Source organism: Sphingomonas sp. (assembly GCF_031372575.1).
Classification (GTDB): domain Bacteria; phylum Pseudomonadota; class Alphaproteobacteria; order Sphingomonadales; family Sphingomonadaceae; genus Sphingomicrobium.
In genome coordinates this window covers 1-24,579 of sequence record NZ_JANMLM010000098.1, presented here as the reverse complement: position 1 = coordinate 24,579, position 24,579 = coordinate 1, and the positions used below count along the sequence as shown (strand labels likewise).

At 64.3% G+C, this 24,579-nt stretch carries 22 protein-coding genes and 1 pseudogene; 11 read left to right on the top strand and 12 right to left on the bottom strand.

The genetic code is table 11. The features are described 5' to 3' along the window. The 3 genes from RMN73_RS09910 to RMN73_RS09900 all read right to left on the bottom strand — a co-directional run. Nucleotides 1–1,920, bottom strand: a 1,920-nt coding sequence (locus RMN73_RS09910) for a M10 family metallopeptidase C-terminal domain-containing protein (protein ID WP_309603161.1), incomplete at its 3' end; no start/stop codon positions are given. A gap of 124 nt (nt 1,921–2,044) precedes the next feature. Beyond that, nucleotides 2,045–2,356 carry a hypothetical protein gene (locus tag RMN73_RS09905; RefSeq protein ID WP_309603160.1) on the bottom strand — a complete coding sequence of 104 codons (312 nt, stop codon included), beginning with the start codon at nt 2,354–2,356 and terminating at the stop codon, nt 2,045–2,047. Between the two features lie 145 nt (nt 2,357–2,501). Beyond that, complete coding sequence (locus RMN73_RS09900) at nt 2,502–4,001, bottom strand: glycerol kinase GlpK (RefSeq protein WP_309603159.1); 1,500 nt, start codon at nt 3,999–4,001, stop codon at nt 2,502–2,504. 91 nt (nt 4,002–4,092) lie between these two features. Between RMN73_RS09900 and nhaA the strand changes: the two genes are divergently transcribed. After that, a complete protein-coding gene (nhaA, locus tag RMN73_RS09895; protein WP_309603158.1) occupies nt 4,093–5,343 on the top strand; it encodes a Na+/H+ antiporter NhaA in 1,251 nt (416 codons plus the stop codon). Here nhaA and RMN73_RS09890 read toward each other — a convergent pair. Then, nucleotides 5,340–6,035: an anti-sigma factor gene (locus tag RMN73_RS09890; RefSeq protein ID WP_309603157.1), complete on the bottom strand. Its 696-nt coding sequence runs from the start codon at nt 6,033–6,035 to the stop codon at nt 5,340–5,342. The genes nhaA and RMN73_RS09890 overlap by 4 nt on opposite strands. A 1-nt stretch (nt 6,036) precedes the next feature. Beyond that, the gene (locus RMN73_RS09885) at nt 6,037–6,537 is read right to left on the bottom strand and encodes an RNA polymerase sigma factor (RefSeq protein ID WP_309603156.1); all 501 of its coding nucleotides are present in this window, start codon (nt 6,535–6,537) and stop codon (nt 6,037–6,039) included. 70 nt (nt 6,538–6,607) lie between these two features. Between RMN73_RS09885 and RMN73_RS09880 the strand changes: the two genes are divergently transcribed. Next, complete coding sequence (locus RMN73_RS09880) at nt 6,608–8,023, top strand: S8 family serine peptidase (protein ID WP_309603155.1); 1,416 nt, start codon at nt 6,608–6,610, stop codon at nt 8,021–8,023. A gap of 91 nt (nt 8,024–8,114) precedes the next feature. Beyond that, nucleotides 8,115–8,771, top strand: coding sequence for a hypothetical protein (locus RMN73_RS09875; RefSeq protein WP_309603154.1), 657 nt, complete (start codon nt 8,115–8,117; stop codon nt 8,769–8,771). Nucleotides 8,772–8,831: 60 nt separating this feature from the next. Here the strand turns inward: RMN73_RS09875 and RMN73_RS09870 are convergent, their stop codons facing one another. From RMN73_RS09870 to sucC, 3 genes are read right to left on the bottom strand one after another with little or no spacing between them, the layout of a single operon-like run. After that, a complete protein-coding gene (locus tag RMN73_RS09870) occupies nt 8,832–9,761 on the bottom strand; it encodes an FAD-binding protein (protein WP_309603153.1) in 930 nt (309 codons plus the stop codon). Beyond that, on the bottom strand, nt 9,758–10,507 hold the full coding sequence (locus RMN73_RS09865) for an electron transfer flavoprotein subunit beta/FixA family protein (RefSeq protein WP_309603152.1): 750 nt from the start codon (nt 10,505–10,507) through the stop codon (nt 9,758–9,760). Before RMN73_RS09865 ends, RMN73_RS09870 begins: the two co-directional genes overlap by 4 nt. Before the next feature lie 18 nt (nt 10,508–10,525). Continuing rightward, nucleotides 10,526–11,725 carry an ADP-forming succinate--CoA ligase subunit beta gene (gene sucC / locus RMN73_RS09860; RefSeq protein WP_309603151.1) on the bottom strand — a complete coding sequence of 400 codons (1,200 nt, stop codon included), beginning with the start codon at nt 11,723–11,725 and terminating at the stop codon, nt 10,526–10,528. Between the two features lie 37 nt (nt 11,726–11,762). Here sucC and dinB point away from each other — a divergent pair, with 37 nt between their 5' ends. The 4 genes from dinB (at nt 11,763) to RMN73_RS09840 (ending at nt 15,213) form a co-directional block, all read left to right on the top strand. Beyond that, entirely contained in the window at nt 11,763–12,875 is a 1,113-nt protein-coding gene (gene dinB / locus RMN73_RS09855; RefSeq protein ID WP_405051560.1) for a DNA polymerase IV, read from the top strand. A gap of 162 nt (nt 12,876–13,037) precedes the next feature. Then, nucleotides 13,038–13,580, top strand: a complete 543-nt coding sequence (locus RMN73_RS09850) for a CarD family transcriptional regulator (RefSeq protein ID WP_309603149.1) — start codon at nt 13,038–13,040, stop codon at nt 13,578–13,580. 127 nt (nt 13,581–13,707) lie between these two features. Then, nucleotides 13,708–14,457: a head GIN domain-containing protein gene (locus tag RMN73_RS09845; RefSeq protein ID WP_309603148.1), complete on the top strand. Its 750-nt coding sequence runs from the start codon at nt 13,708–13,710 to the stop codon at nt 14,455–14,457. 48 nt (nt 14,458–14,505) lie between these two features. Beyond that, nucleotides 14,506–15,213 (top strand): GIN domain-containing protein, encoded by a 708-nt coding sequence (locus tag RMN73_RS09840; RefSeq protein WP_309603147.1) that lies wholly within the window; start codon nt 14,506–14,508, stop codon nt 15,211–15,213. On the opposite strand, the gene RMN73_RS09835 is transcribed toward RMN73_RS09840, so the two are convergent. Together RMN73_RS09835 and mgtE are read right to left on the bottom strand one after the other, a co-directional pair. Further along, on the bottom strand, nt 15,210–15,632 hold the full coding sequence (locus RMN73_RS09835; protein WP_309603146.1) for a DUF1489 family protein: 423 nt from the start codon (nt 15,630–15,632) through the stop codon (nt 15,210–15,212). The genes RMN73_RS09840 and RMN73_RS09835 overlap by 4 nt on opposite strands. 14 nt (nt 15,633–15,646) lie before the next feature. After that, nucleotides 15,647–17,065: a magnesium transporter gene (gene mgtE, locus RMN73_RS09830; RefSeq protein WP_309603145.1), complete on the bottom strand. Its 1,419-nt coding sequence runs from the start codon at nt 17,063–17,065 to the stop codon at nt 15,647–15,649. Between the two features lie 110 nt (nt 17,066–17,175). Here mgtE and RMN73_RS09825 point away from each other — a divergent pair, with 110 nt between their 5' ends. Continuing rightward, nucleotides 17,176–17,625: a peptidylprolyl isomerase gene (locus RMN73_RS09825; protein WP_309603163.1), complete on the top strand. Its 450-nt coding sequence runs from the start codon at nt 17,176–17,178 to the stop codon at nt 17,623–17,625. Beyond that, nucleotides 17,622–18,380, top strand: coding sequence for an SDR family oxidoreductase (locus tag RMN73_RS09820; RefSeq protein ID WP_309603162.1), 759 nt, complete (start codon nt 17,622–17,624; stop codon nt 18,378–18,380). The genes RMN73_RS09825 and RMN73_RS09820 overlap by 4 nt, the downstream gene beginning before the upstream one ends. 13 nt (nt 18,381–18,393) lie before the next feature. On the opposite strand, the gene RMN73_RS09815 is transcribed toward RMN73_RS09820, so the two are convergent. Continuing rightward, nucleotides 18,394–20,241 (bottom strand): adenylate/guanylate cyclase domain-containing protein, encoded by a 1,848-nt coding sequence (locus tag RMN73_RS09815; protein WP_309603144.1) that lies wholly within the window; start codon nt 20,239–20,241, stop codon nt 18,394–18,396. A 303-nt stretch (nt 20,242–20,544) separates the two neighbouring features. Here RMN73_RS09815 and RMN73_RS09810 point away from each other — a divergent pair, with 303 nt between their 5' ends. Then, on the top strand, nt 20,545–22,857 hold the full coding sequence (locus RMN73_RS09810) for a CDC48 family AAA ATPase (RefSeq protein WP_309603143.1): 2,313 nt from the start codon (nt 20,545–20,547) through the stop codon (nt 22,855–22,857). Here RMN73_RS09810 and RMN73_RS09805 read toward each other — a convergent pair. Continuing rightward, the gene (locus RMN73_RS09805) at nt 22,854–24,155 is read right to left on the bottom strand and encodes an MFS transporter (RefSeq protein WP_309603142.1); all 1,302 of its coding nucleotides are present in this window, start codon (nt 24,153–24,155) and stop codon (nt 22,854–22,856) included. The two genes, RMN73_RS09810 and RMN73_RS09805, sit on opposite strands and share 4 nt — an antisense overlap. A gap of 214 nt (nt 24,156–24,369) precedes the next feature. Between RMN73_RS09805 and RMN73_RS09800 the strand changes: the two are divergent. Beyond that, nucleotides 24,370–24,579, top strand: a pseudogene (locus RMN73_RS09800) (methyltransferase); the annotation flags it as partial.

The following is a 24,579-nucleotide window of genomic DNA, read 5'->3' as shown; positions in this document are numbered from 1 at the left end:
GCTGCGCCACAGGATATCGCTGCGCCCGTCGCCGTTGAAATCGTTGCGGACATCGGCGATCGGCGGGACGATCGCCTGGATCGTCAGCTGGACCCCGCCGCCGCTCGCCGCCGACGCAACCAAGGTCCCGACGATCCCGCCAGTCAGGGTGAGCGACCCGCCGCTATAGGTCAGCGTCGAGCCCGACAGGCTGAAGGTGAAACCAGCCAAGGTGGCATCGGTCAGCACGATCCGGTCGGCGCTGGTGAAATCGGTGATCGTGTCGCCGTTGAGGCCGGAGCGCGTGTCGGAGAATGCGTCCGCGCCGGTTCCGCCGGTGAGATTGTCCGTGCCCGCGCCGCCGATGATGAAATCATCGCCGCCGCCAGCCGAAATGACATCATTGCCAGTGCCGCCGTCGAGGCTGTTGGCGAAACCGTTGCCGGTCAGCGTGTCGCCAAAGTTGCTACCCGTGACATTTTCGATCTCGATCAACGTATCAAGGCCGACAACCGCTGCATCGCCAGCCCCGGTCGAAGCGCCAGTCCCGGTCGCCAGATTGACCGTCACGGCAGCAAAAGCGGTGATGTAGCTGGCGGTATCGACGCCATCGTCGCCGTCGATCGTGTCGTTGCCGGTTCCGCCGATCAGGACGTCAGCGCCGCCAAAGCCATTGAGGATGTCGTTGCCGCCATTGCCCCTGAGCAGATTGTTGGCGGCATTGCCGATGAGCGTATCATTGCCGTCGCCGCCATTGGCATTTTCGATCACCGTTGCAAATGCGATCGAAACGTTGCCGACCCCGCCGCCGATGTTGGAGAATGCCTCCTGCGTCAGGTCGATCCGCTGATTTTCCGAATATCCCGAATAATCGAGCGTATCGATTCCGCCGCTGTCGACGATGGTATGGAGATAGGGGATCGAACCCGCCGAGGCCCCGTAAACCGCCCGACCGCTAGTGTTGCCGAAGCCGTAAACGGTGTCGCCGGTACGCGTGACCGTCGACAGGCCATAGAGTGTCGCCACGGCGCGAATGTCGGCCAGCATCGGGGTCGTCGCGAATAAATCGGAAAAGCCCTGGTTCGCGAAATAGGTGCTTTCGGACGGGTCGAAATAGGACATGATGGTCGCCGGCCAGCCGTCGTTGGCGAACAAGGCGTCATCGGCATAGGTTGCGGTCGTATTGTAGAAACCGGCATGGCCGAGGCCCAGTGCGTGGCCGATTTCATGAATGTAGGTCTGGAACGAATAAGACGTCAGCGACGTGCCGTAACTGGTCAGCCACTGGGTCGAAACATTGACCTCCGCCGAACTAATGATGCCATTAGCCCACACCCCTTGCGAAAACGCCCCAGACTGATTGTCGTCGAACACGATCTGGCCGCCACTTGCCACTTCGTTGAAGGTCACGCCGATCACGTCGGTCCATAACGCGAGCGCGTTGCGGGCGAGGTTCTGGCCAGCCGCCGTCAGCCCGGTCAGGTTGACGCTGATCGAACCGCCCTGCGTGACATTGAAGTGATGGCTGTCGCCGCCCCAATAGCCGCTGGTGAGATGGGTCGCGATGTCGACATAGCTCGCCACCGGTGGCGGCGTATAGGTCACGACATTGAGCTGATAAGTGCCGGTGTAGGCTTCGTTGAATGCACCGACGTCGAGATAATAAGTGCCGGTCGTGGTGGCGGTAAACACGAGCCTGGAATCGCGGACTACGCCCGAGCTGATGTCGTCATTTTCGCCGAGCAACGCGCCATTGGCGTCGCGGAGCCGCAGATAGGGGTCCTCGAGCGTGCCGCTACCGAGCGTGATGGTGATCTTTTGCCCGGCGACCAGGTCGATCCGGATCCAGTCATGATCGCCATTTACTTCGAGGACGTCAGTAACCGTGCCACCAACAGTGATGGTCGTCGTCGTCGTGTTATTACCAGGAATGTCCGGCACTATACCCACCTGCTGCTGAAAGACTGACTGAACAATTTTCGAAAACGATGAATTGCGAAACCCTTACACCGTCGTTGAAGCGAAACCTTAACATAAGATAAAATCATCCGGCACAGACGCCGACCTAGCGCGCGCCCGCTCGCGCCGTTTCCACCAGCGACCGGGCAAAAAAGTCGATCGAACTGGCGGTTAGCAGGCGGTCGCTCGATGCGAATTTCTGCTCGGGAAGAATCTTGCCGTCGGCGGTGGTCAAGGTCGCGGCGAGCGCCGACTGGCCGAGGACGCGCACTTCAACACTGAACCGCGCTGTCGGCGCGCCGGTCGCTGCCGCGCTGGCGATGGCCGCGCAAATCGAATCGGCATTGCCCGCCGCCGTCGGCAACTTTTCGGCGCCGACGACCCGGCACTGTACCTGCTGTTGCGACGGCGAATTCATGGCGCAGGCGCTCCCGGCAATTGCGACAGTCAGAGGAATGATCAAAAAAGCGAGTTTTGCCGACACGTATTCTTCCCGATCGTCAAGCGCGCAATGCGAAACCTTGTTTCTTTTACGTCGCAATAGTTCAAACGCAATCAATGCCTTAGCTCAAATGATCATGAACTGGATTGACCCAGGATGAACCGCCGATAATTGCCGCGATTGATCGATCCCAGGCCGCCAGTCGCGCCGATCGCGCGGCCGGGGCGAGGGCCGCCTGAAAGTTGGCGTCGGGTTGGCGCATCGCCGAAGCCGCTGAGCGCAGGGTCGAATGAAGCCCCGCGCCGACCGATGCGAGCATCGCCGCGCCGATTGCGCTGCTTTCGACATTGGCCGGGCGGTCGACCGCGATTCCAAGCACGTCGGCCAAATCCTGGGCGAGGAAATCATTGCCTGCCATGCCGCCATCGATCCTTAGGCAGGACCAGATGACGCCGTCGGCGGCAAAGGCGCGCTGGAGCTCGGCCGACTGGTTGGCGACCGCTTCCAGCGCGGCGCGGACCAGATGGGCGCGGCCGGTGCCGAGGGTCAGCCCGAGGATCGCACCACGCGCATCGGGCCGCCAGTGCGGCGCGCCGAGCCCGGCAAAAGCAGGGATGATGTGGACTCCCCCGCTGTCGGCGACCGAGCGGGCAAGCGCCGCGCAATCGTCCGATGCGGCGATCAGGGCAAGATCGTCGCGCAGCCAGTGGACCATCTGCCCGGCGACGAACAATGACCCCTCGAGGGCGTAAGCGCGCTCCCCGCCGAGTTGCCACGCGATGGTTGACAGCAAGCGGTGCGCAGAGACCGGCGGGGTCGCACCCGCGTGGGTCAGGATAAACGCGCCGGTACCATAGGTCGCCTTGGTATCGCCGGGGTCAAAGCAGGCCTGACCGATCGCTGCGGCCTGCTGGTCGCCAGCCAGGCCGGTGATCGGGATGGAATAGCCGAAATGTTCGGGCAGAGTGAAACCGATCGGACCGGCGCAGTCGATGATGTCGGGAAGGGCATTGCGGGGCACGCCGAACAGGGCGCACAAAGTGTCGTCCCACCCGCCGGACAAATCCATCAACTGGGTGCGCGAGGCGTTGGTGGCGTCCGTCACGTGGAGCCCGCCGGTCAGCTGATACACCAGCCAACTTTCGATTGTCCCAAGGCACAGCCGGTCGCCGGCAGCGCGAAGCTGCGGCCAATGGTCGAGCGCCCACGCGATCTTGGTGGCGCTGAAATAAGGATCGAGGAGAAGGCCGGTGCTCGATTGCACGAGCGGTTCGTGACCGGCATCGCGTAAGGCGGCGCAAGCGTCAGCGGTGCGGCGGTCCTGCCAGACGATGGCCGGGGCCAGCGCGGCGCCGGTCATGCGGTCCGAGAAGACGATCGTTTCGCGCTGGTTGGTGATGCCGATCGCGGCGATGCGGTCTGCCTTGTCGCCAACCGCGTCGCGCGCCGCCGCCAGCGTCAGCCGCCAGATTTCCTCGGCATCCTGTTCGACCCAGCCGGGCCGGGGATAAAGCGTCGTCAGGTTGCGCTGCGCCATCGCGCCGCAGGCGCCGTCGGCATCGACCAGCATCGCGCGCGTGCTCGATGTGCCTTCGTCGATGACCAGCAATTGTTCGCCCATCCACCTAGCCTAGCCGCGTCGATCGGAAAAAGTCGAGCCGAAGCGACCGGTTTTGCTTTCCGCCACCAGAGCCGCACCTTAGGGTACCGCAATGGCTGATGGTGCGACCCAGGACCGCCGCGCGGGGCAATTGCTGATCGCCAGTGCAATGATTGCGCTGGTGCTCGCCAATTCGCCATTGGCACATGGCTGGCACGAACTGACCCACGCCCGCGTCGGCCCGATGTTCGTCGGCTTTGGCCAGGCGTCGGTGCACGGCGCGATCGCCGATGGCGCGATGGCGTTGTTTTTCCTGCTCGTCGGGCTGGAAGTGAAACGCGAATGGATCGAGGGGCGGCTCGCCGAGCGTGAGGCGCGGCGGCTACCCATCCTGGCTGCGGTTGCCGGAATGGCGGTGCCGGCGGCGGTCTATCTCGCGATCACCCAAGGTGCCGGGGCGTATCGCGCTGGCTGGGCGATCCCCGCCGCGACCGACATTGCTTTTGCGGTCGGGATCCTCGCGTTGCTCGGCCCGCGTGCGCCGCCGTCGCTTAAATTGCTGTTGGTCACGATCGCAGTGATCGACGACATTGGCGCGGTGATCATCATCGCCTTGGCCTACACCCGCGATCTCGACGTGGTGGCGCTTGGCGCAGGGCTCGCGATTCTTGGCGCGATGGCCGGATTGTCGATGTTCAGAGTTCGGCGGCTGACGCCTTATCTGATCGGGTTCGTCCTGCTGTGGCTGGCGATGCTGGCGAGCGGGGTTCATCCAACAGTCGCCGGGGTGCTGACTGCGCTGACCGTGCCGATCCGCGATTCGAGCGGCAAATCACCGCTGCGCAAGCTGGAGCATGCGATCCACCCGTGGGTGATGTTCGGGGTGGTGCCATTGTTCGGGCTGGTCAGTGCGGGCGTGTCGCTGTCGGGCGGGGTGGCGATGCTGGCCGAACCGCTGCCGCTGGCGGTGATGCTCGGGCTGTTCGTCGGCAAGCAAATCGGGGTTGCGGGGACGATTGTGCTGGCGGTGCGGGCGGGCCTCGCACCGCGTCCTGCCGGGACTAGCAGCGCACAGCTTTATGGCGCAGCCTTGCTATGCGGGATCGGCTTCACGATGAGCCTGTTCATTGGCGCGCTCGCCTTTCCGGGCAATGCGGCGGCGATCGACGCGGCCAAGATCGGCACGCTGGCGGGGTCGTTGCTGTCGGGAGTGGTCGGCTACTTGGTGCTGCGCCGCGCGGCGATGACCGCCTGCCCGCCTGACGACGAAGCCGAAGCACGCGAGATTTTCGCCAGCGACGAGCCGTCCGATGACGATCAAGCTGCCACATTCACCTTGCGCAATTTGCGCGACGAAGGCTAGCGCCACCCCCGATCGCGGGCGGCTTTCTCCGCAGCGGCGTCGAACGGCTCGCCCGAAATCCGCTCGTCGATGAGGCTCGCCAGTCGCGGATCGTCGCCCGCCGCCATTCGATAGCCGGCGCCTTGGCCGGCGGCGGCGGCGAACATGGCTTGTACCCGCCAATCGTCATCCGCGCGGCAAGCGAGCCCGCTTGCGCCTTGGCCGGTAAAGCTTCGGCAAATTGCGCCTTCACGGTCGCGAAAGGTCAGCCCGACCCGCACTGGTCCGTCCTCACCGGCCGAGGCCAACCTGGCATCGAGCGCCCGGTCGAGCGACGCCGACGCGACCATCGCCCCCCCGCGCGTTTCAATCGGCGCGTCCGATCGCGAGACGGTCAATTGGCCAGCAACCAGGCCGACCACCAGGGTTGCCGCAATCGCAGCCCATTGCGGCAGGCCATAGGCTTGGCGAGCAGGAGGCCGAGCGTCACGGCGTGCTTGGAAATGAATCACCGTGGCGCCGAAGCTTGGCGCTGGCGGAGACTGATCGATGACCGGCGCAAACGCTGCGCGCAGCCCACTGCCGAGCGCGCGATGCTGGCTTGCAAGCGCCGCCAGCGCCGGATCGGCGGCGACGCGCGCCGCGACCCGCTCGGCCTGCGCAGCATCGAGTTCACCATCGAGCCACGCATAAAATTCTTGTTCGTCGGTCATTTCATCCACCTTCGCCGAGCATCGCCAGCAACGCCTGCCGCCCGCGCACCAACCGGCTCGACACGGTGCCGACCGGTTGGCCCAAAATTTCCGCCGCCTCGCGATAGCCGAAGCCATCGATCAGGATCAGCGCGACCACCTCGCGTTGTTCGTCCGGCAGCCGCTGCATTGCCGCCATGGCGCGGTTCAAATCGATCACCGCGTCGGTCGCGGCGCGCGGGTCGTGCCCCACATTCTCGCCGGCTTCGGGTGGTGCCTCGAACGCGGATTTGCGCGCCCGCGACCGCATCTGGTCGATCCACATTGTCCGGCAGATCCGGAACAGCCAACTGTCGAACCGCGTCCCAGCCTGATATTGCCCGAATGAGCGAAACGCTTTCTCCACCGCCATCTGCGACAGATCGTCGGCATCGGCCGCATCGCGGGCGAGCGAAAAAGCAAAACGTCTTAGCCGCGGCCACACCGGGGCCAATTCGACATCGAACGGGGATCGAGAATTCATTGCACCTCATGCGGATGAAACGGCGCGGGTTCGACGTTTCATCCGCAACCGCATAAGAAAAGGTTTACCAATGTCCAAATCCACATTCTTCTCCGCGCTGCTAGTGGCAGCCCTCACCGCAAGCGCTGCCCCGGCGCAATTGCTTGGCGGCGGCGGCGGGCTAGGCGGACTGACCGGCGGCAATTCGCCGATCGGCGGGACTGTCGGCAGCATCGGCGGCGGAGTCGGTGGCGCCGTCGATCGATCGCTTGGTGAACTCAGCAACATCGGCGGGCTTGGGCAGGCGCTTGGCATGTCGACAAGCGAAATCCAGCAGGCAACGCAGCCAAGTCTTGACCGGGTGAGCCAGTCGACCACCGTCACCACCGCTGCTCCGGTCCAGTTGGTCAATCTTCGCGCGATTCGGCTGGCCCAGCTGATCCGCGCCAACCGCACCACGCTTGATCGGGATGGCGATGGCCAACCGGTGCGCAAGAATGAGCTGATCGCGACCGACCCCGATCCAGCTTCGCTGGCCCTCGCCCAACGCGCCGGATTTCGGGTTTTGGTCGATCAGCAAACCCCCGAACTCGGCTTAAGAATCGTCACTCTGGCGGTGCCGCGCAGAATGAATGTCCGCGAAGCCCTGAAAACGCTGCGCAAGGCGGCGCCCACGCTCGACGCCGACTATAATCATATATTTGAACCGGCCGGTGCAGCGCTGCTGCCCGCCGTTGGCGCGGCGCTGGCGGCGGCCAGTCCAACGTTGGCCGCAGCCCCGGCGGTCCGCCCCGGCACGCGAATCGCGATGATCGACGGCGGCGTCGCATCACATCCGTCGCTGGCCCGCGCCGCGATCGAGCAGCGCGGCTTTGCCGGCACCGCGCAGCCGACCGGGCATGGCACGGCGGTTGGATCACTGCTGGTTGGCGACCAAGGCGCATTTCGCGGCGCGGCGCGCGGTGCCCGCCTGTTTGTCGGCGACGTCTATGGCGGCAATGCCGCGGCCGGTTCAGCCACGACCATCATTCGCGCGCTTGCCTGGGCGGCGACAAAGCAACCAAGCGTGATCAATATCAGCCTGGTTGGCCCGGGCAACGCCGCGCTGGCCCGCGCCATTGCGGCATTGCGGGCGCGCGGTATCGCGGTGGTTGCTGCGGTCGGCAATGACGGCCCCGCAGCACCGCCGCAATATCCGGCATCATACCCCGGGGTAATCGCGGTGACCGGGGTCGATGCGAGCGACCGCGCGCTGCGCGAAGCGGGGCGCTCGACCCATGTCGATTTCGCCGCCCCCGGCGCCGATCTGGTCGCGGCATCGCCGGGCAAGGGCTTTGCTGTGGTCCGCGGCACCAGTTTCGCGGCGCCGTTGGTTGCGGCCCGACTGGCGGCGGTTGGCACCGCCCAGCGCCTCGTCGCCGAAGCCGACCCCGGCAAGGGCCGCGTCGGCCAGGGGATCGTGTGCAGATCGTGCCGCATCGCACCCAAAACGGTCGGACTGAAATAATTTTTCGGCGATCCGGGATGAAGTGTCGGTGCCACGCCGTTCTCCTTGCAGACGGGGCAACAAATGCCCCTCGTACAAAGGGAGAATATAGATGTTCAATCGCAAGCTTCTCGGCATCGCGCTGGCCGGATCGGCCATCGTTGTGGCACCCGCCCAAGCCCAGCTGCTCGGCGGCGGCAGCGGCAGTCTCGGTGGCGCCGTATCGGGCGCGCTCGGCGGCTCGGGCAGCGCGTCGGGCGGCGGCCTGCTCGGCAGCGGCTCGATCGTCGGCAACGCCACTGGCGCGATCGACAATAGCCTCAGCGGCAGCGTTACCTCAAGCCGCGCGGTCGACACCGGCAACGGCAATGCCAGCGCCAATGCCGGCCTCGCCGGATCGGTCAGCAGCGTTGCCAGTTCGGCGGTCGGCGCGGGCGGCCTCGGCAACAACGTCGGCCTGGCCGGTTCATCGTCGGCCGACGGCTCGGCCAGCGGTAATGCCGGGGTTGGCTTGCAGGCGATCGGCACCAATCAGGTCGCGAATACCGTCGGCAATGTGCGCGACCGCGCGACGACGGCGGTCGGTAACGTCCGCGATCGGGCGACCGGTGCTGTCGGCAATATCCGCGATCGCGCTACCGGCGCTGTCGGCAACGTCCGCGATCGTGCAGGCAACCTTGCGGGCAGCGTGACGGGATCGGTCAGCGCCAGCGGATCGGCCAATGGCGAAGCCAGCGGTGAAGCCGAAACGAACGACGGCAACCGCTAAGTCTCAACAGTCCCCAGCCCGGGCCCGTCTCCCATCGGAGGCGGGCCCGTTTGCTTTTGTCTAAAGCTTTTCGGTCAGTTCCGGCACGATCTTGAACAAATCGCCGACCAGGCCGATGTCCGCGACCTGGAAGATCGGGGCGTCCTCGTCCTTGTTGATGGCGATGATCACCTTCGAATCCTTCATTCCGGCGAGATGCTGGATCGCGCCCGAGATGCCGATCGCCATGTAGACTTCCGGTGCGACAATCTTGCCGGTCTGGCCGACCTGGTAATCGTTGGGGGCATAACCGGCATCGACCGCCGCGCGGCTTGCGCCGACACCCGCGCCGAGCTTGTCGGCGAGCGGGTCGATCAAGGCGTGGAATTGCTCCGACGAGCCCAAGGCGCGGCCGCCCGAGACGATGATCTTCGCGCTCGTCAGTTCAGGGCGTTCGGACTTGGACAGCTCGGCACCGACGAACGATGATTTGCCCGAGGCACCCCCCGCATCGACCGCCTCGACCGTCCCGCTGCCGCCATCGCGCGACACCTTTTCGAACGCGGTGCCGCGCACGGTGATGACCTTCTTGGCATCCTTTGACTTGACCGTGGCGATGGCGTTGCCGGCGTAAATCGGGCGGGTGAAAATGTCTTCGCCCTCGACCGACATGATGTCCGAAATCTGCATCACATCGAGCAAGGCGGCAACGCGCGGGGCGATGTTCTTGCCGGTGGTGGTCGAGCAAGCGAGGAAGGCGTCATGATGCCCCATCAGAGCGGCAGCGATCGGCGCTACATCTTCGGCCAGTTGATGCTCGAGATGCGCGGCGTCGGCGACATGAACCTTGCCAGCGCCGGTGATCGCCGCAGCCGCAGTTGCGACCGCGCCGACGCCCGATCCGGCGACGAGCAAATGCACTTCGCCCAATTGGGCGGCGGCGGCAACGGTAGCGAGGGTGGCGTCTTTCACCACGTTGCCGTCATGTTCGACGAGAACCAGGGTCTTCATTTGGCAACTCCCATCGCCTTGAGTTTGTCGACCAGTTCATCGACCGATCCGACCTTGATCCCGGCGCTGCGCTTGGCCGGTTCGATCACCTTCAACGTCTCTAGACGCGGCGCGACGTCGACCCCGTAATCGCCCGGCGATTTGGTCGCCATCGGCTTCGACTTGGCCTTCATGATGTTGGGCAGCGACGCGTAGCGCGGTTCATTGAGGCGAAGGTCAGTGGTGATGATCGCCGGGGTGGCGAGCTTCAGCGTCTCGAGCCCGCCATCGACTTCGCGGGTGACGTTGATGTCGCTGCCGGCAACTTCGAGTTTCGACGCAAAGGTGCCCTGCGGCCAGCCGAGTAAGGCGCCGAGCATTTGCCCGACCTGGTTGCTATCATCGTCGATCGCCTGCTTGCCGAGGATCACGAGGCCGGGCTGTTCCTCATCGACCACGCCCTTCAATATCTTGGCGACGGCGAGCGGTTCGACCTCGTCATCGCACTGGATTAGGATCGCGCGGTCGGCACCCATCGCCAGCGCAGTGCGCAATGTTTCCGCCGCCTTGGCCGGGCCGACCGACACCGCGACAATCTCGGTCGCGGCGCCTTTCTCCTTGAGGCGAATGGCTTCCTCGACCGCGATCTCATCGAACGGGTTCATCGACATTTTGACATTGGCGAGATCGACGCCCGAGCCGTCCATCTTGACCCGTGGCTTGACGTTATAATCGATGACGCGCTTGACGGCGACGAGGAGTTTCATGCCTGTTTCTCCGGCGGGTTAAGCTGCAACTTTGACTTCAGCGACGATCTTGCGGGCGGCGTCGCCGAGGTCGTCGGCGCTGACGATCGGCAGGCCCGAATTGGCGAGGATGGCCTTGCCCTCGGCAACGTTGGTGCCTTCGAGGCGAACCACCAGCGGCACCGAGATATTCACTTCGCGCGCCGCCGCGACGATTCCGTCGGCGATGATGTCGCACTTCATGATCCCGCCGAAGATGTTGACGAGGATGCCCTTCACTGCGGGGTCGCTCAAAATGATCTTGAATGCCGCCGTGACCTTTTCCTTCGACGCGCCGCCGCCGACGTCGAGGAAGTTGGCGGGGAACGCGCCGTTCAACTTGATGATGTCCATCGTCGCCATCGCGAGGCCCGCGCCATTGACCATGCAGCCAATGTCGCCATCGAGCTTGATGTAGGCGAGGTCATATTTCGAGGCCTCGATCTCCATCGGATCTTCCTCGGTCAGGTCGCGCAGTTTGACCAGGTCGGGATGGCGGAACATCGCATTGGCGTCGAACCCGACCTTGGCGTCGAGCACCAGTAACTTGCCGTCGGTGGTGACCGCGAGCGGGTTAATCTCAATCTGGCTGGCGTCGGTGCCGACGAACGCGGCGTAGAGCTTGGCGAGTACGTTGGCGGCCTGTTTGGCGAGATCGCCTGTCAGCCCGAGCGTGGCGGCAATGGCGCGGCCGTGGTGCGGCATGATCCCGGTCGCGGGGTCGATCGTGATGGTTTCAATCCTGTCGGGGGTGTCATGCGCCACCGCTTCGATATCCATCCCGCCCTCGGTCGAGGCGACGACCGCGATGCGGCCGGTTTCGCGGTCGACCAGCAAGGCGAGATAGAATTCCTTGGCGATGTCGACGCCGTCGGTGATGTAAAGGCGCTGGACCTGCTTGCCCTCGGCCCCGGTCTGGATGGTTACCAGGGTCTTGCCGAGCATTTCCTCGGCGGCGGCGCGGACTTCGTCAATCGAGCGGGCGAGGCGGACGCCGCCCTTGGCATCGGGGCCAAGTTCCTTGAACTTGCCCTTGCCGCGGCCACCGGCGTGGATTTGCGCTTTGACCACCCACAATGGCCCGGGAAGCTGCTGCGCCGCAGCGACGGCTTCATCGGCGGTCATGGCGGCGTGGCCGGCGGGAACCGGAACGCCGAATGTCGCGAGCAATTCCTTGGCCTGATATTCGTGGATGTTCATCGTGATTCCTGAAGGAAGATTTGACGTCGCCTAAAGCATGACTCAGCGTGCATGCCAAGCTATAGAACGAGAGGTGAACGCTCCTTCCCCAAGAAAGATCATCCATGTCGACATGGACGCTTTCTATGCGTCGGTCGAACAGCGCGACAATCCCGAGCTTAGGGGAAGGCCGCTGGCGGTCGGCGGCGGACATCGCGGGGTGGTTGCGGCGGCAAGCTATGAAGCGCGGGTGTTTGGCGTCCGATCGGCCATGCCGTCGGTGACCGCTAAGCGCCGTTGCCCCGAGCTGCTGTTCGTGAAACCGCGGTTTGATGTCTATAAAGCGGTTAGCCAGCAAATCCGCGCGATCTTCGCCGATTATACCGAGCTGGTTGAGCCACTCTCGCTCGACGAAGCCTATCTCGATGTCAGCGAGGACCGGCGCGGGCTGGGTAGCGCGCGGGCGATTGCCGAGGATATTCGCGCGCGAATCAGGGCCGAGACCGGGCTGACCGCGTCGGCCGGCGTGAGTTATTGCAAGTTCATCGCCAAACTGGCGTCCGACCAGAACAAGCCCAACGGGATTTGCGTCATCCCACCACACAAGGGCGCGGCGTTTGTCGCAACCCTGCCGGTCAAGCGCTTCCACGGCGTCGGGCCAGTAACGGCGGCGAAGATGGAGCGGCTGGGGATCGCCACCGGGGCCGATCTTGCCGCCTGGCCGATCGAGCAACTGGAAGCGCATTTTGGATCATCGGGGCAATGGTATTGGAGAATCGCGCGCGGCATCGACACCCGCGAGGTCAAACCCGACCGGCCGTATAAATCGGTCAGCGCCGAACGCACGTTCGACGAAGATTTGCGCGACGCCGCTGCACTGATTGCCGAGCTGTCGCGGGTGGCGGGTTACGCCTGGACGCGGGTCGAGCGGGCGGAGGTAAAGGGGCGGACGATCACGCTGAAGGTCAAATATGGCGACTTCACCATGATCACCCGATCGAAGTGCCTGACCGCGCCGGTCGCCGATCTGGCCGCGTTCACGGCGGCGGGGATCGAGTTGCTGACCCGGTTATTTCCGGTCCCCAAGGGAATCAGGTTGCTCGGGCTGGGACTGCATTCGTTGCAGAATCATGACTCTGCGATGCCAATCCAGCTCGGGCTGGAGATTTGAGCATTTTCATGCTAAACAATCACGCGTGAAGGCAGCTGCATCCTGCGGCGGCCTCGAGTTTGCAGGATATCCGGACAAAGGGCACCTCGACCGCGGGTCGTTTTGGGGGACGATGCGGCGACTTGGTGCACCCGACTTTCCGGTCAACAGAAAGGTCAGACTATGGCAGCGAAAGCATTGAGCTTCGATGTTGGTGATTTTGTCGTTTACCCCAAGCATGGCGTCGGCCGCGTGGTCGAACTCCAGAATACCGAAATCGCAGGTACCAGCCTCGACCTGTATGTATTGCGGTTCGAGAAGGAGCGCATGACGCTGCGCGTACCGGTCGGCAAGGCCGATGCGGTTGGCATGCGCAAGCTGTCGAGCGACAAGACCATGAAAGACGCGCTCGAGACGCTCAAGGGCAAGCCCAAGGTCAAGCGGACCATGTGGTCGCGCCGCGCGCAGGAATATGAAGCCAAGATCAATTCGGGCGATTTGACGTCGATCGCCGAAGTGACCCGCGACCTTTTCCGGGCCGACGACCAGCCCGAACAGAGCTATTCCGAACGGCAGATTTTCGAAGCCGCCTCGTCGCGCCTGGCGCGCGAACTGGGCGCGATGGAAGAAACTGACGAGAAAGCCGCTCTGGTCAAGATCCTCGAGATTTTGAACAAGGCCGCCGCGATTCACAACAAGGCGAAGGCCGAAATCGCTGCCGCTTAAGCGATTTTAGCACTGCCGAGATGATCAGGGCGTCCCTTGCGGGGCGCCCTTTTCGTTTGGGGTTGCCTCGACCAGGCGCGTTGGTGTATTACATCTGCAATACGCTTTGATGATCGGAGAAACTGCCATGAACGTCACTCGATTCCTCGCTGCCGCTGCTGCGCTCGGATTGCTCACCGCCTGCGACGATTCGATCGTCGGGCAATTGACCGGCGGCAAGGCGACCGAGCCCGGCGCGATTGTCGAGCGGACGTTCGCTGCAGGCGCCTTCACCAAAATCTCGCTCGGGGCGGCGGCCGATGTCGAAGTCCGAGCCGATGGCCCGCCTTCGATCAAGGCCAGCGGCGGCGAGAATTTCTTCGATGAGACCGAAGTGGTGGTCGAAAATGGAACGCTCAAGATCCGTACCAAGTCCAAGAACATCCGGTGGCATTCGACCGACGATAAGCAGAAACTCCATTTCGTCATCACTGGCGCCGGGGCGATCGAGGAAGCCAACATTGGTGGAACGGGCAATATCCGCATCGATCGCACCTCAGCCAAAAGGTTCGAAGGCAATATCGGCGGGTCGGGCGATTTGAAGGTCGACGGGCTCGCCGTCGAGCGGGCCAATTTCGCGATCGGTGGGTCGGGCAACATCCAGGCCACCGGCAAAGCGCAATCGACCGAAGTCGCGATCGGCGGCTCGGGCGATGTCGACCTGGCGGGCCTCACCGCACGTACGGCCGAGGTCAACATTGCCGGAAACGGTGATGTTCGCGCCCAAGCCAGTGAAACGGCCGAAGTGGTGATCGTTGGATCGGGCGAGGTGACCATCACCGGCGGCGCCAAGTGCGAGGTCAACAAACTGGGGTCGGGCAACGTCAATTGCAGCTGATACGCTTGCGCTAGTGACTTGTTAACCATGTGCGGCGAGAGTGGGCTGATGAACAAGCTCATCCTCGCCGCCTTGCTATTGGCATCCGCCCCCGCGACCGCCGCCGACCGCAATTTCGGGGTCTCTGGTTTCGACCGGGTGCGGGTCGACGGCGATTATAAGGTCAACCTCATCGTCGGCGTGGCGCCATTCGCGCGCGCCAGCGGATCGTCGCGCGCACTCGATCCGGTCGACGTGGTGGTCGAAGGCCGGACGTTGATCGTTCGCGCAAATCGATCGGCATCGTGGGGCGGATACCCCGGCGAATCGGCGGGGCCGGTCGAAGTTTCGATCGGCACGCATGATCTGACCGCTGCGTTCGTCAACGGCGCGGGCAGCCTCAACATCAACCAGGTGCGCGGGTTGAAGTTCGAAGCATCGGCGCAAGGCGCGGGGTCGATCGCGATCGACAAGGTCGATGTCGATCAGTTCCAGCTTGGGCTGGCGGGCGCGGCGAGTGCCCGGCTGGCGGGCAAGGCACTCAAGTTGACAGCAATTGTTCGAGGCACATCGGCGCTCGACGGCGAAGCCTTGAGCGTGAAGGATGCGGTCATCGGCGCAACCGGCCCGGCGATCATCAAGCTGACCGCCACCGGGACCGCCAAGGTCGATGCGATCGGCGTGGCGAGCGTCAGCCTGATCGGCAAGCCGGCGTGCAGCGTCACGATCAAGGGCTCGGCGAGCGTCTCTGGGTGTCGCTCGACCGAGCTTCGCTAGACTAGTCCAAGCCCCGCCAGCTTCGCATACATGCGTGGCGGCAATTCGCTCATCCCGGTTTCATCAAGATCGGTGCCGGGCGCGTCGGCATCCTCGAGATAGCGCCAGCCCTGGTGGGCACGCTTTGGGGCCGCGGCCACTATTACCAGACTGTCGGACAGAACGATGTCGATCCGCCCGTCATTGCGATCTTCGAGCCGCAGGATTTCCTGCCGCGCGACGATGCGGTGCTTGACGATCCAGTGGAGCGCGCCGCCAACCAGTTCGGGCCCGCGCTTGGGGCGCATCCGGGTCGCCACGCGCATCTCGCCAGCCTTTGATCGGGCAATCACGCGGCGTTCGAGGGTTTCGACGCTGGCGCAGGAGAAAGCGACTTTGGTGAGGTGGAGCGGCACCGCGCCGAACTGGGCGGAAACCACCGCCTTTTCAACCCTTAGGGAACGAGCCCGACCCAGGTGGCGAGGCCGAGGAAGGCGAGGAAGCCCATCGAGTCGGTGACCATCGTGACGAAGATCGACGAGGCGACCGCAGGGTCGGCACCATAGCGTTCCATCGTCAACGGGACGAGCACGCCGGCGAGCCCTGCGACCAGGATATTGGTCATCATCGCGGCGGCAATCACCAGCCCGAGCTGCGCCGAACCGAGCAGGAGCGTCACCGCAGTACCCACCAAAAGCGCGATCGTCAGGCCGTTCATCAGCGCCACCCGAAGCTCCCGCCCGACCGCGCGCCAGCGGTTGGAGCCGGTCAATTGGTTGGTGGCGATGGCGCGGACCGTCACCGCCAGCGTCTGGGTGCCGGCATTGCCGCCGACCCCGGCGACGATCGGCATCAGCACCGCAAGCACCGCCAGCCGCTCGATCGAATGTTCGAACAGGCGGATGATCGACGATGCAACCAGCGCGGTCATCAGGTTCGCGGCAAGCCAGCGGACGCGCGACTTGTAGGTTTCGAACACCGGCTCGTTAATGTCGCCGTCGCCCGCGCCCGACAGCAGCAACGCATCCTCGCCCGCTTCTTCCTGGATGATGTGGACGATGTCATCGACCGTGATCATCCCGACCAGCCGCCCCGCCGGATCGACCACCGCAGCCGAGATGAGCGCATATTTCTGGAACCGGAGCGCGACTTCTTCCTGATCGAGATCGACCGGTATCAAGGTCTGTTCGCGCTGCATGATGGCGTCGACCCGGATGCTCCGCGACGAGCGCAGGATGGTCGACAGCTTGCACGTGCCGACCGGGTGATGATTGGGCGAGACGACGAACACTTCCCAGAAATCGTCCGCCAGTTCATCCGACGATCGGAGGTAATCGATCACTTTGCCGACCGTCCAATGCTCGGGCACCGCGATCAGGTCGCGCTGCATCAGGCGGCCGGCGGTTTCCTCGGCATAGGTCAGTGCTTCTTCGACCGCGGCGCGATCATCGGGCTCCATCGCCGACAGCACCGCCTGCTGCTCGTCGCGGTCGAGATCCTCGATAATCGCGACCGCATCGTCGGTATCGAGCTGCCCGGCGAGGTCGGCGACCTGGGCCGCGTCCATCTCGTCGATCAACGTCTCGCGGACATGCTCGTTGAGCTCGGCATAGACGTCCGCGTCAACGATTCCGGCCAGCGCCGCGACCAGCCCCTCGCGCTCGTCGGCGGCGGCGAGCTCGATCAGATCGGCGATGTCGGCCGGATGGAGCGGCTCGACCAGCGAGCGGGCAGTGTCGTCATCGCCCGCCTCGACCGCGTCGAGCACCCTGGCGACGAAGTCGGGACGCAGCCGGTCTTCCGAATCCATCACAGTACGCAGGGCGGAATCGGGGCGCTCGGCAGTGGCGGCGATGGTGTCGCGCTCGCTCATTGTCACTCCCCTGCCGACGCGTGTCGCCCTCCTATGGGCGCGCTGCCTCTGGCGCAACCCGCGCGGGATGCCTAAAGCGCCGCGCGAACCTGCAACGGAGAAACTTCACCATGGCCGATACCCTGACGCTCACCCTTTCCACTGGCGGCGATGTCGTCATCAAGCTTCGCCCCGATCTGGCCCCGGGCCATGTCGAGCGGATCAGCGAACTAGCCAAGGATGGTTTTTACGACGGCGTGGTGTTCCACCGCGTCATCCCCGGCTTCATGGCGCAGGGCGGCGACCCGACCGGAAGCGGCATGGGCGGCAGCCCGAAGCCCGACCTGAAGGCCGAATTCTCGAGCGAGCCGCACGTCCGCGGCACCTGCTCGATGGCGCGTTCGTCGAGCCCCAACAGCGCCAACAGCCAATTCTTCATCTGCTTCACCAACGCCAACTTCCTCGACAATCAATATACCGTCTGGGGCCAAGTCGAGAGCGGGATGGAGCATGTCGACGCGCTCCCCACCGGCGAGCCGGTCCGCAATCCCGGCAGCATCGTCAAGGCGACCGTCGCCTGACCCAGATCGTCACTCTTATTACCGGCGCGTCGGCCGGGCTTGGCGCGGATTTCGCGCGGCAATGTGCTGCGCAGGGTGAGCGGCTGGTGCTGGTCGCGCGGCGGCGCAACGAGCTTGAGGCGCTGGCGACTGAGCTGGGCACTGCGCGCGCGCTGGTGATGGACCTTGGCGAGTCGGGAGCTGCGGCGGCGGTGATGGCCGACGTCGCGGCCAATGGCGAGACGGTTGGCACGCTGATCAACAATGCCGGCTTCGGGCTGTGGGGCAAGTTCGTCGCGCTCGACGGACCACGGCAGCGGGCGATGATCGACCTCAACATCGGCACCCTTGTCGAATTGTGCCACGCGGTGCTGCCGGGGATGCTCGAACGCGGATCGGGCGCGATTCTCAACGTCGCCAGCACCGCTGCTTTCCAGCCCGGACCCGGAATGGCGACCTATTTCGCGACCAAGGCGTTCGTGCTGAGCTTCACCGAAGCGCTGCATGAGGAAGTGGCGAGCAAGGGTATAAAGGTCACCGCCTTGTGCCCCGGCCCGACCAAAACCGAATTCGGCGAGGTCGCGGGGTTCACTGCTAATGGCGCGTTCGACAAGATCAGCGCAAAATCGGAAGATGTCGTGGCGATGGGGCTCAAGGCGCTCGACGCCGGCCGCGCGGTGGCGATTCCCGGGCTGGTCAACAAGGCCGGCGCGCAGGGCCATCGCCTGCTGCCACGATGGCTGCTGCGTAAAGTGACGGCGTCGATTAAAAATTAAGCGTGCGGCGTGATTAGGCAGGGGTATCGGTTGGCGCTTTGCCAACCCGCGCCATCAATTCCTTGAAGCGGGGATCGTCCCGGATCGGATCGAGATCGGTATCGTGCTCGACCCAGCCGGTCCATTCATTGCCGGCTTCGTGACACCAGCGTTCAAGCAATTCGACGGCCTTCTCCGCCTCGCCCATCTGGGCATAAGTACAGGCGGCGTTGTAAATGCAATTGGCGTCGTTCGGGTCGATCGCCATCGCCCGTGACAGCCAGTCCATCGCCCGATCCTTCTCGCCGAGCGCGGCAAGCGTAGCCGACCCAAGCTGGGCGGGGCGCGAGTTTTCCGGATGGGCACGAATTGCCTCCTCGGCGCGCTTGATTCCGATCCAGCTATATTTGGTGGCCTCTTCGATCCGCCCGAGCTTGCGCAGAACCGTATCGAGCAGCAGCGGCGCCTGGCAATCTTCGGGCTGGCTTTCAAGCGCTCGCTTAAACAGCATGACGGCGCGCTCAGCCTCTCCTTCGATGACGCTGAAACGGGCGTAAGCGAGATTGGCGTCGAAATTGTTGGGATCCAGCTCGAGGGCTCTTTCGAAGGCCGTAACCGCTTCTTTCGTCTGGCCGATATTAAAATACGCCATGCCGCGCGCCGCGTGGGCCTCCGGCAAACTCGGATCTAACGCCAAGGCTTTGTTGGCCGTCGCCAGGATCTCGCCCACCGGCATCGGTACGTTATAGCTGCCTTCCAGCCGCGCATCGCAGGTTGCGATCCCGGCATAGGCTCGCGCGTAGGAGGGATCGAGCTCGACCGCCTTGGCGAACATCTGCCGGGCGAGGGTCAGCATGACCTTGGTGGTGTTATGGAAGAATTGCCGGCCTTTGAGATAATAAGTATAGGCCTCGACGTTCGCCGTAGGAGCCTGGGCGATCGCCTTTTTCTCCTTGGGCAGGAGCTTGATTTTCAACTGCTCGACGATGGTCTGAGTGATTTCGTCCTGGATCGCGAAAATGTCGGTCAAATCGCGGTCGAAGCGGTCGGCCCAGATGTGCCCCCCGGTGATCCCGTCGATCAGCTGGCCGGTGACGCGTACCCGTTGGCCCGCCTTGCGGACGCTGCCTTCCAAGATGAACTTGACCCCGAGTTTCGCCGCGACCTCGGGGATGTCCACCGACTTGCCCTTAAAGGTGAAGCTGGTGTTGCGACCAATGACGAACAGGCCGCTGACCTTGGACAGATCGGTAATGATGTCCTCGGTGATTCCGTCACTGAAATATTCCTGCTCGGGATCGCCCGACATATTGTTGAACGGCAGCACTGCGATCGACGGCTTGTCCGCTTCCGCCACGGGCTGAGAAGCGTCTGCATGCTGTGGCGCAGCGTCGACGATCACGACATTGTACGCGCGCACGGGGAATTCGATATTCTTGAGGTCCTGGTCGCCCATGTCCTCGAAGATCAGGTCGAGCTTGTTGCCGATATTGTCACGCACTGCGCTCGACACCGCGACTCCGCCGGGCTTGGCCACACCCTCGAGCCGGGCGGCGACATTGACTCCGTCACCGAAAATATCGTCTTCATCGACGATCACATCGCCCAGATTGACACCGATGCGGAACTCGATCCGCCGGTCCTGCGGAACATCGGCGTTGCGCTGCCGCATGTCGCGCTGGACCGCGCAAGCGCACTCAACCGCGCTGACCACGCTGGTAAATTCGACCAGCATACCGTCACCGGTGAGCTTGACGATCCGACCCTGGTGACTGGCGATGGCGGGATCGATCATCTCGGTCCGATGCAGCTTGAGCGCGGTCAGCGTGCCGACCTCGTCGCCGCCCATCAGCCGGCTATACCCCACCACATCAGTGGCCATGATCGCAGAAAGCCGACGCTCCACTGACGCGAGTCCCTCCAAAGCAGTGCCTCACCTATCACATTGATCGAGGTTTCGACGTGAAAACCTCACCGAGAAGAAATTTTGCACTTGCGAAGTGAATGGTGCAGTGCAATATTGTTGGTGCCTTTCGGGGCATCCTCTCCAAAAACTTCAGGCCGGGTGGCAACGCCCGGCCCTTTTTTTCATTTGCGCAGGGTCCATATTGAAACCAGACGCAGGTTGTCCTGTTAAGGCGAAGGGCCGCGTCGAGGGTATGTTCAAGCGACAAGAGGAACAGTGATGGCGGACGCCGAGACCGAGACGCAGCGCCTGCAAGTGGCAATCCTCAACCCGGCCGAGGGCGGCCGTGGGATCGCCCGGGTCCCGGCCAAGGCGATGGAAGCGCTGGGCATCACCGAAGGCGATGTGATTGAGATCATCGGCAAGCGATCGACCGCAGCGCGCGCGATCCGGCCCTATGACGATGATCATGGGCTCGACATCATCCGGCTCGACGGGTTGCAGCGCGCCAATGCCGGAGTCGGCAGCTCGGATTTCGTCGAGGTGAGCAAGGCCAAGAGCAAGCCCGCCACCCGCGTGGTGTTCGCGCCAGCGGCCAATAATATCCGGCTGCAGGGATCGGCCGACGCCCTCAAGCGCAGCTTCCTCGGCCGACCGCTGACCGCCGGAGACACCGTGGCGACGATGGGCCACCAGCGATCGACCGCCGACATGCCCGAGAATATCCGCCAATTGCTCAACGCGCCGGCTTTCTCGTTGCAGGAAGTGCGGATGACGATCGTGTCCGCGGCGCCGCGCGGGATCGTCCATATCGCCCCCGAGACGGTGGTCGAACTGCTCGCCGAATATACCGAAAAGGCGGGCGAGCGCCGTGCCGACGTGACCTATGACGACCTTGGCGGAATGCGCGAGACGGTCGATGCCTTGCGCGAAATGGTCGAGCTTCCGTTACGCCACCCCGAATTGTTCCAGCGGCTTGGCGTCGATCCGCCGAAGGGGGTATTGCTCCACGGGCCGCCCGGCACCGGCAAGACCCGGCTGGCCAAAGCGGTGGCCAATGAAAGCGAAGCCCAGTTCTTTACCATCAACGGGCCCGAGATCATGGGATCGGCCTATGGCGAGAGCGAAAAGAAGCTGCGCGAGATCTTCGAGGAAGCGGCCAAGTCGGCGCCGTCGATCATCTTCATCGACGAAATTGACTCGATCGCCCCCAAGCGCGGCCAGGTCAACGGCGAGGCCGAGAAGCGGCTGGTCGCGCAACTGCTGACCCTGATGGACGGGATCGAGGCGCGGCAGAATTTGGTCGTGATCGCCGCGACCAACCGGCCCGACGCGATCGACGAGGCGCTTCGGCGGCCAGGCCGGTTCGATCGCGAAATCGTGATCGGGGTGCCCGACGAAAATGGCCGACGCGAGATATTGGGGATCCATACCCGCGGCATGCCGCTGGCGGATGGGGTCGATGTGGAGGATCTCGCGCGGCGAACCTATGGCTTTGTCGGGGCCGATCTGGCGGCGCTGGTACGCGAAGCGGCACTCGAGACGGTGCGGCGGATCATGCCCAAGCTCAACCTGGCCGAGGAAGTGATCCCGCCCGAAATGCTCGACGCCTTGTCGGTCGAGCCCAATGATTTCGAGAATGCGCTGAAACGCGTCCAGCCATCGGCGATGCGCGAGGTCATGGTCGAAGTCCCCAACATCAGCTGGGACGATGTCGGCGGACTCGACGAGGCGCGCGACAAATTGCGCGAGGGAGTCGAGTTGCCGCTCAAGCATCCCGAAGCATTCAGGCGGCTTGGCATTCGCCCGGCCAAGGGCTTCCTGCTCTATGGCCCGCCCGGCACCGGCAAGACGCTGCTGGCCAAGGCCACCGCGCGCGAGAGCGAAGCCAATTTCATCGCCATCAAGTCGAGCGACCTGCTGAGCAAATGGTATGGCGAGAGCGAGCAGCAAATTGCCCGCCTGTTCGCCCGCGCCCGCCAGGTCGCACCGACCGTGATCTTCATCGACGAGATCGATAGTCTGGTCCCCGCGCGCGGCGGCGGGATGGGCGAGCCGCAAGTCACCGAGCGGGTGGTCAATACCATCCTCGCCGAGATGGACGGGCTCGAGGAACTCAACAACGTCGTGTTGATCGGTGCCACCAACCGGCCCAATCTGATTGACCCGGCGCTGCTCCGCCCGGGGCGGTTCGACGAGCTCATCTATGTCGGCACGCCGGACACGGCGGGGCGGCGGCGGATCCTGGCGATCCACACCAAGGCAATGCCGCTGGCGAAGGATGTCGACCTCGAAACGCTGGCCCGGCGGACCGAGAATTTCACTGGCGCCGATCTGGAGGATCTGACTCGGCGGGCGGGCCTTTCGGCGCTTCGCCGCGGGCTTGATTCGAAGACGGTAAAAATGGACGATTTCGAGGATGCGCTGAAGGAAACCCGCGCCTCGGTGACTGAGGAGATGGTCGCCGATTACGCCAAGATCCGCGAGACGCTGAAGTCCGACGCGGTGCGGCCGCTCGGCGGGATCGGGTTCGTCACCCCCGGTATGCTGCAGCCGCGCGAACCCAAGGCCGCGCCGCCCGACAAAAGCTAGAGCTTGGCCTTGGACCAGGCGGCGAGGGCCAGCAGCAACAACACGCCCGCGACGAACGGCAGGCGCGGATCGAGCGCGTAGAGCAGCATGCCGATCGCCGGCGCCGCGACGAAGGCGATCCCGTTGGCCGCGGTGATCACCCCGGCGACGCTGCCTTGTTCGGCCAGTGAGACGGCGAGCGACGAGCCCGCCGTAAACCCCGGCCGGGTGAAACCGAAGCCCAGCGACGACACCGCAAATCCGAGCACCAACCCGTAAAGATCGCTGCCGACGACGATGATCGCGAGCCCGATGGCGGCGATGATCGTCCCCCACAGTACCAGCGCGCGCGGGCCCAGCGCGAGACGCGGGATCAATCCCCATTGCGCGGCGAGTCCGGCCCCGGCCCCGGCGATCATCACGATCGAGATCGGCCCTTGGGCGGAGGATGGCGCAATCGCCAGTCGGTCGATCACGTAAAATCCGATGCACGTCAGCGACGCGGCTTGGGCGTGGCCCGAGGCGACTCCGGCGATGACCCAACGCCGGATCCGCGCGTCGCTCCAGCGGACCCGGGCGGCGCGGTGGGGCGAAGTTGCGGCGACCACGCTGGCGCCGGTCACTGGCGAAGCGATCGACGGATAGCTCATCGCCGCGCCGTGCCCACGCCGCTCACCGTGGCGCGGGCGGCTGTCGTCGGGCAGCCAGCGCAGGATCGCGACGAACACAACGAGCGCGATCACAGCGAAGGCGAACAATGGCCCGGTCAACCCGACGAACGGGAGCACGAACAGAGGCGCAAGCGCGGGGCCGACAATGGTGCCCAGCCCGAAGCTCGACGACAAGGCCGACAGTGCCGCGACGCGCGCCGAGCGGCGCGTCTTCGACGCGAGATAGGCCTGCGTCGCGCTGGGGGTGGCCGAGCCGAGCGCGCCGTAAATCGCGCGCGCCACCGCGAACACGATGATCGTCAGCGTCCCGGACAGCGCCCCGGCCAGCCCGAAGGCGAGCACCAGCCCGCACAGCGTCGAGGAGACTACGAACCCGCCGACCCCGAGCAGGGTCAGCGCTTTGCGCCCGTGGCGATCGCTCATCCGCGCCCAATAGGGTGCGAGGATGACCCACAGGACCGCCGACGAGGTATAAGCGATGGCGACGAACAGATCGTCGATCTTCATCGCCCGCCCGATCGCCGGCATCACCGACTGGAGCGCGGTATTGCCCGCCGCGGCGACGAGCATGGCGGCGAACAGCAATATGAAATGCGGCGTGGTCAGCGCGCTTCCTGCAACCTTGCGCCGGGGGGAGTGTTGAGCCATCTAGCGCGTCTTATCTCCGCCGAGCCGTGCGCGATAGCCGTCGGGCCGCCTTGCCAAGCGGCCCACCATTTGCGAACGCTCGCCGCACCCTTTGTCCCGGAGCCCTTTCTTGAACGCCACCAGAGCCAGTACCCTGAAGGGCCAGATCCGCCGCGCGGTGCGGGTCGGCCATCCCCGCTGGCAATTCCTGCGCGGCTTCATCAAGCATCCGGTGATGGTCGGGTCGATCATCCCGTCGAGCGACAAGTTGATCGCCAAGATGCTCGGACCGGTCGAGTGGGACTCGACCAGGCTGTTCGTCGAATACGGCCCGGGCGTGGGGACGTTCACGCGCCCGATCCTCGAGTTGATGGGCCCCGACGCGAAGCTCATCGCGATCGACACCAATGCCGACTTCGTCGACTATTTGCGCGCCGACATCGAC

Excerpts from the sequence above, each read along its gene's own strand:
- RMN73_RS09905 (WP_309603160.1), bottom strand. The coding sequence starts at position 2,356 with ATGAATTCGCCGTCGCAACAGCAGGTACAGTGCCGGGTCGTCGGCGCC.
- RMN73_RS09900 (WP_309603159.1), bottom strand. The coding sequence starts at position 4,001 with ATGGGCGAACAATTGCTGGTCATCGACGAAGGCACATCGAGCACGCGC.
- nhaA (WP_309603158.1), top strand. The coding sequence starts at position 4,093 with ATGGCTGATGGTGCGACCCAGGACCGCCGCGCGGGGCAATTGCTGATC.
- RMN73_RS09890 (WP_309603157.1), bottom strand. The coding sequence starts at position 6,035 with ATGACCGACGAACAAGAATTTTATGCGTGGCTCGATGGTGAACTCGAT.
- RMN73_RS09885 (WP_309603156.1), bottom strand. The coding sequence starts at position 6,537 with ATGAATTCTCGATCCCCGTTCGATGTCGAATTGGCCCCGGTGTGGCCG.
- RMN73_RS09880 (WP_309603155.1), top strand. The coding sequence starts at position 6,608 with ATGTCCAAATCCACATTCTTCTCCGCGCTGCTAGTGGCAGCCCTCACC.
- RMN73_RS09875 (WP_309603154.1), top strand. The coding sequence starts at position 8,115 with ATGTTCAATCGCAAGCTTCTCGGCATCGCGCTGGCCGGATCGGCCATC.
- RMN73_RS09870 (WP_309603153.1), bottom strand. The coding sequence starts at position 9,761 with ATGAAGACCCTGGTTCTCGTCGAACATGACGGCAACGTGGTGAAAGAC.
- RMN73_RS09865 (WP_309603152.1), bottom strand. The coding sequence starts at position 10,507 with ATGAAACTCCTCGTCGCCGTCAAGCGCGTCATCGATTATAACGTCAAG.
- sucC (WP_309603151.1), bottom strand. The coding sequence starts at position 11,725 with ATGAACATCCACGAATATCAGGCCAAGGAATTGCTCGCGACATTCGGC.
- dinB (WP_405051560.1), top strand. The coding sequence starts at position 11,763 with ATGACTCAGCGTGCATGCCAAGCTATAGAACGAGAGGTGAACGCTCCT.
- RMN73_RS09850 (WP_309603149.1), top strand. The coding sequence starts at position 13,038 with ATGGCAGCGAAAGCATTGAGCTTCGATGTTGGTGATTTTGTCGTTTAC.
- RMN73_RS09845 (WP_309603148.1), top strand. The coding sequence starts at position 13,708 with ATGAACGTCACTCGATTCCTCGCTGCCGCTGCTGCGCTCGGATTGCTC.
- RMN73_RS09840 (WP_309603147.1), top strand. The coding sequence starts at position 14,506 with ATGAACAAGCTCATCCTCGCCGCCTTGCTATTGGCATCCGCCCCCGCG.
- mgtE (WP_309603145.1), bottom strand. The coding sequence starts at position 17,065 with ATGAGCGAGCGCGACACCATCGCCGCCACTGCCGAGCGCCCCGATTCC.
- RMN73_RS09825 (WP_309603163.1), top strand. The coding sequence starts at position 17,176 with ATGGCCGATACCCTGACGCTCACCCTTTCCACTGGCGGCGATGTCGTC.
- RMN73_RS09815 (WP_309603144.1), bottom strand. The coding sequence starts at position 20,241 with ATGGCCACTGATGTGGTGGGGTATAGCCGGCTGATGGGCGGCGACGAG.
- RMN73_RS09810 (WP_309603143.1), top strand. The coding sequence starts at position 20,545 with ATGGCGGACGCCGAGACCGAGACGCAGCGCCTGCAAGTGGCAATCCTC.
- RMN73_RS09805 (WP_309603142.1), bottom strand. The coding sequence starts at position 24,155 with ATGGCTCAACACTCCCCCCGGCGCAAGGTTGCAGGAAGCGCGCTGACC.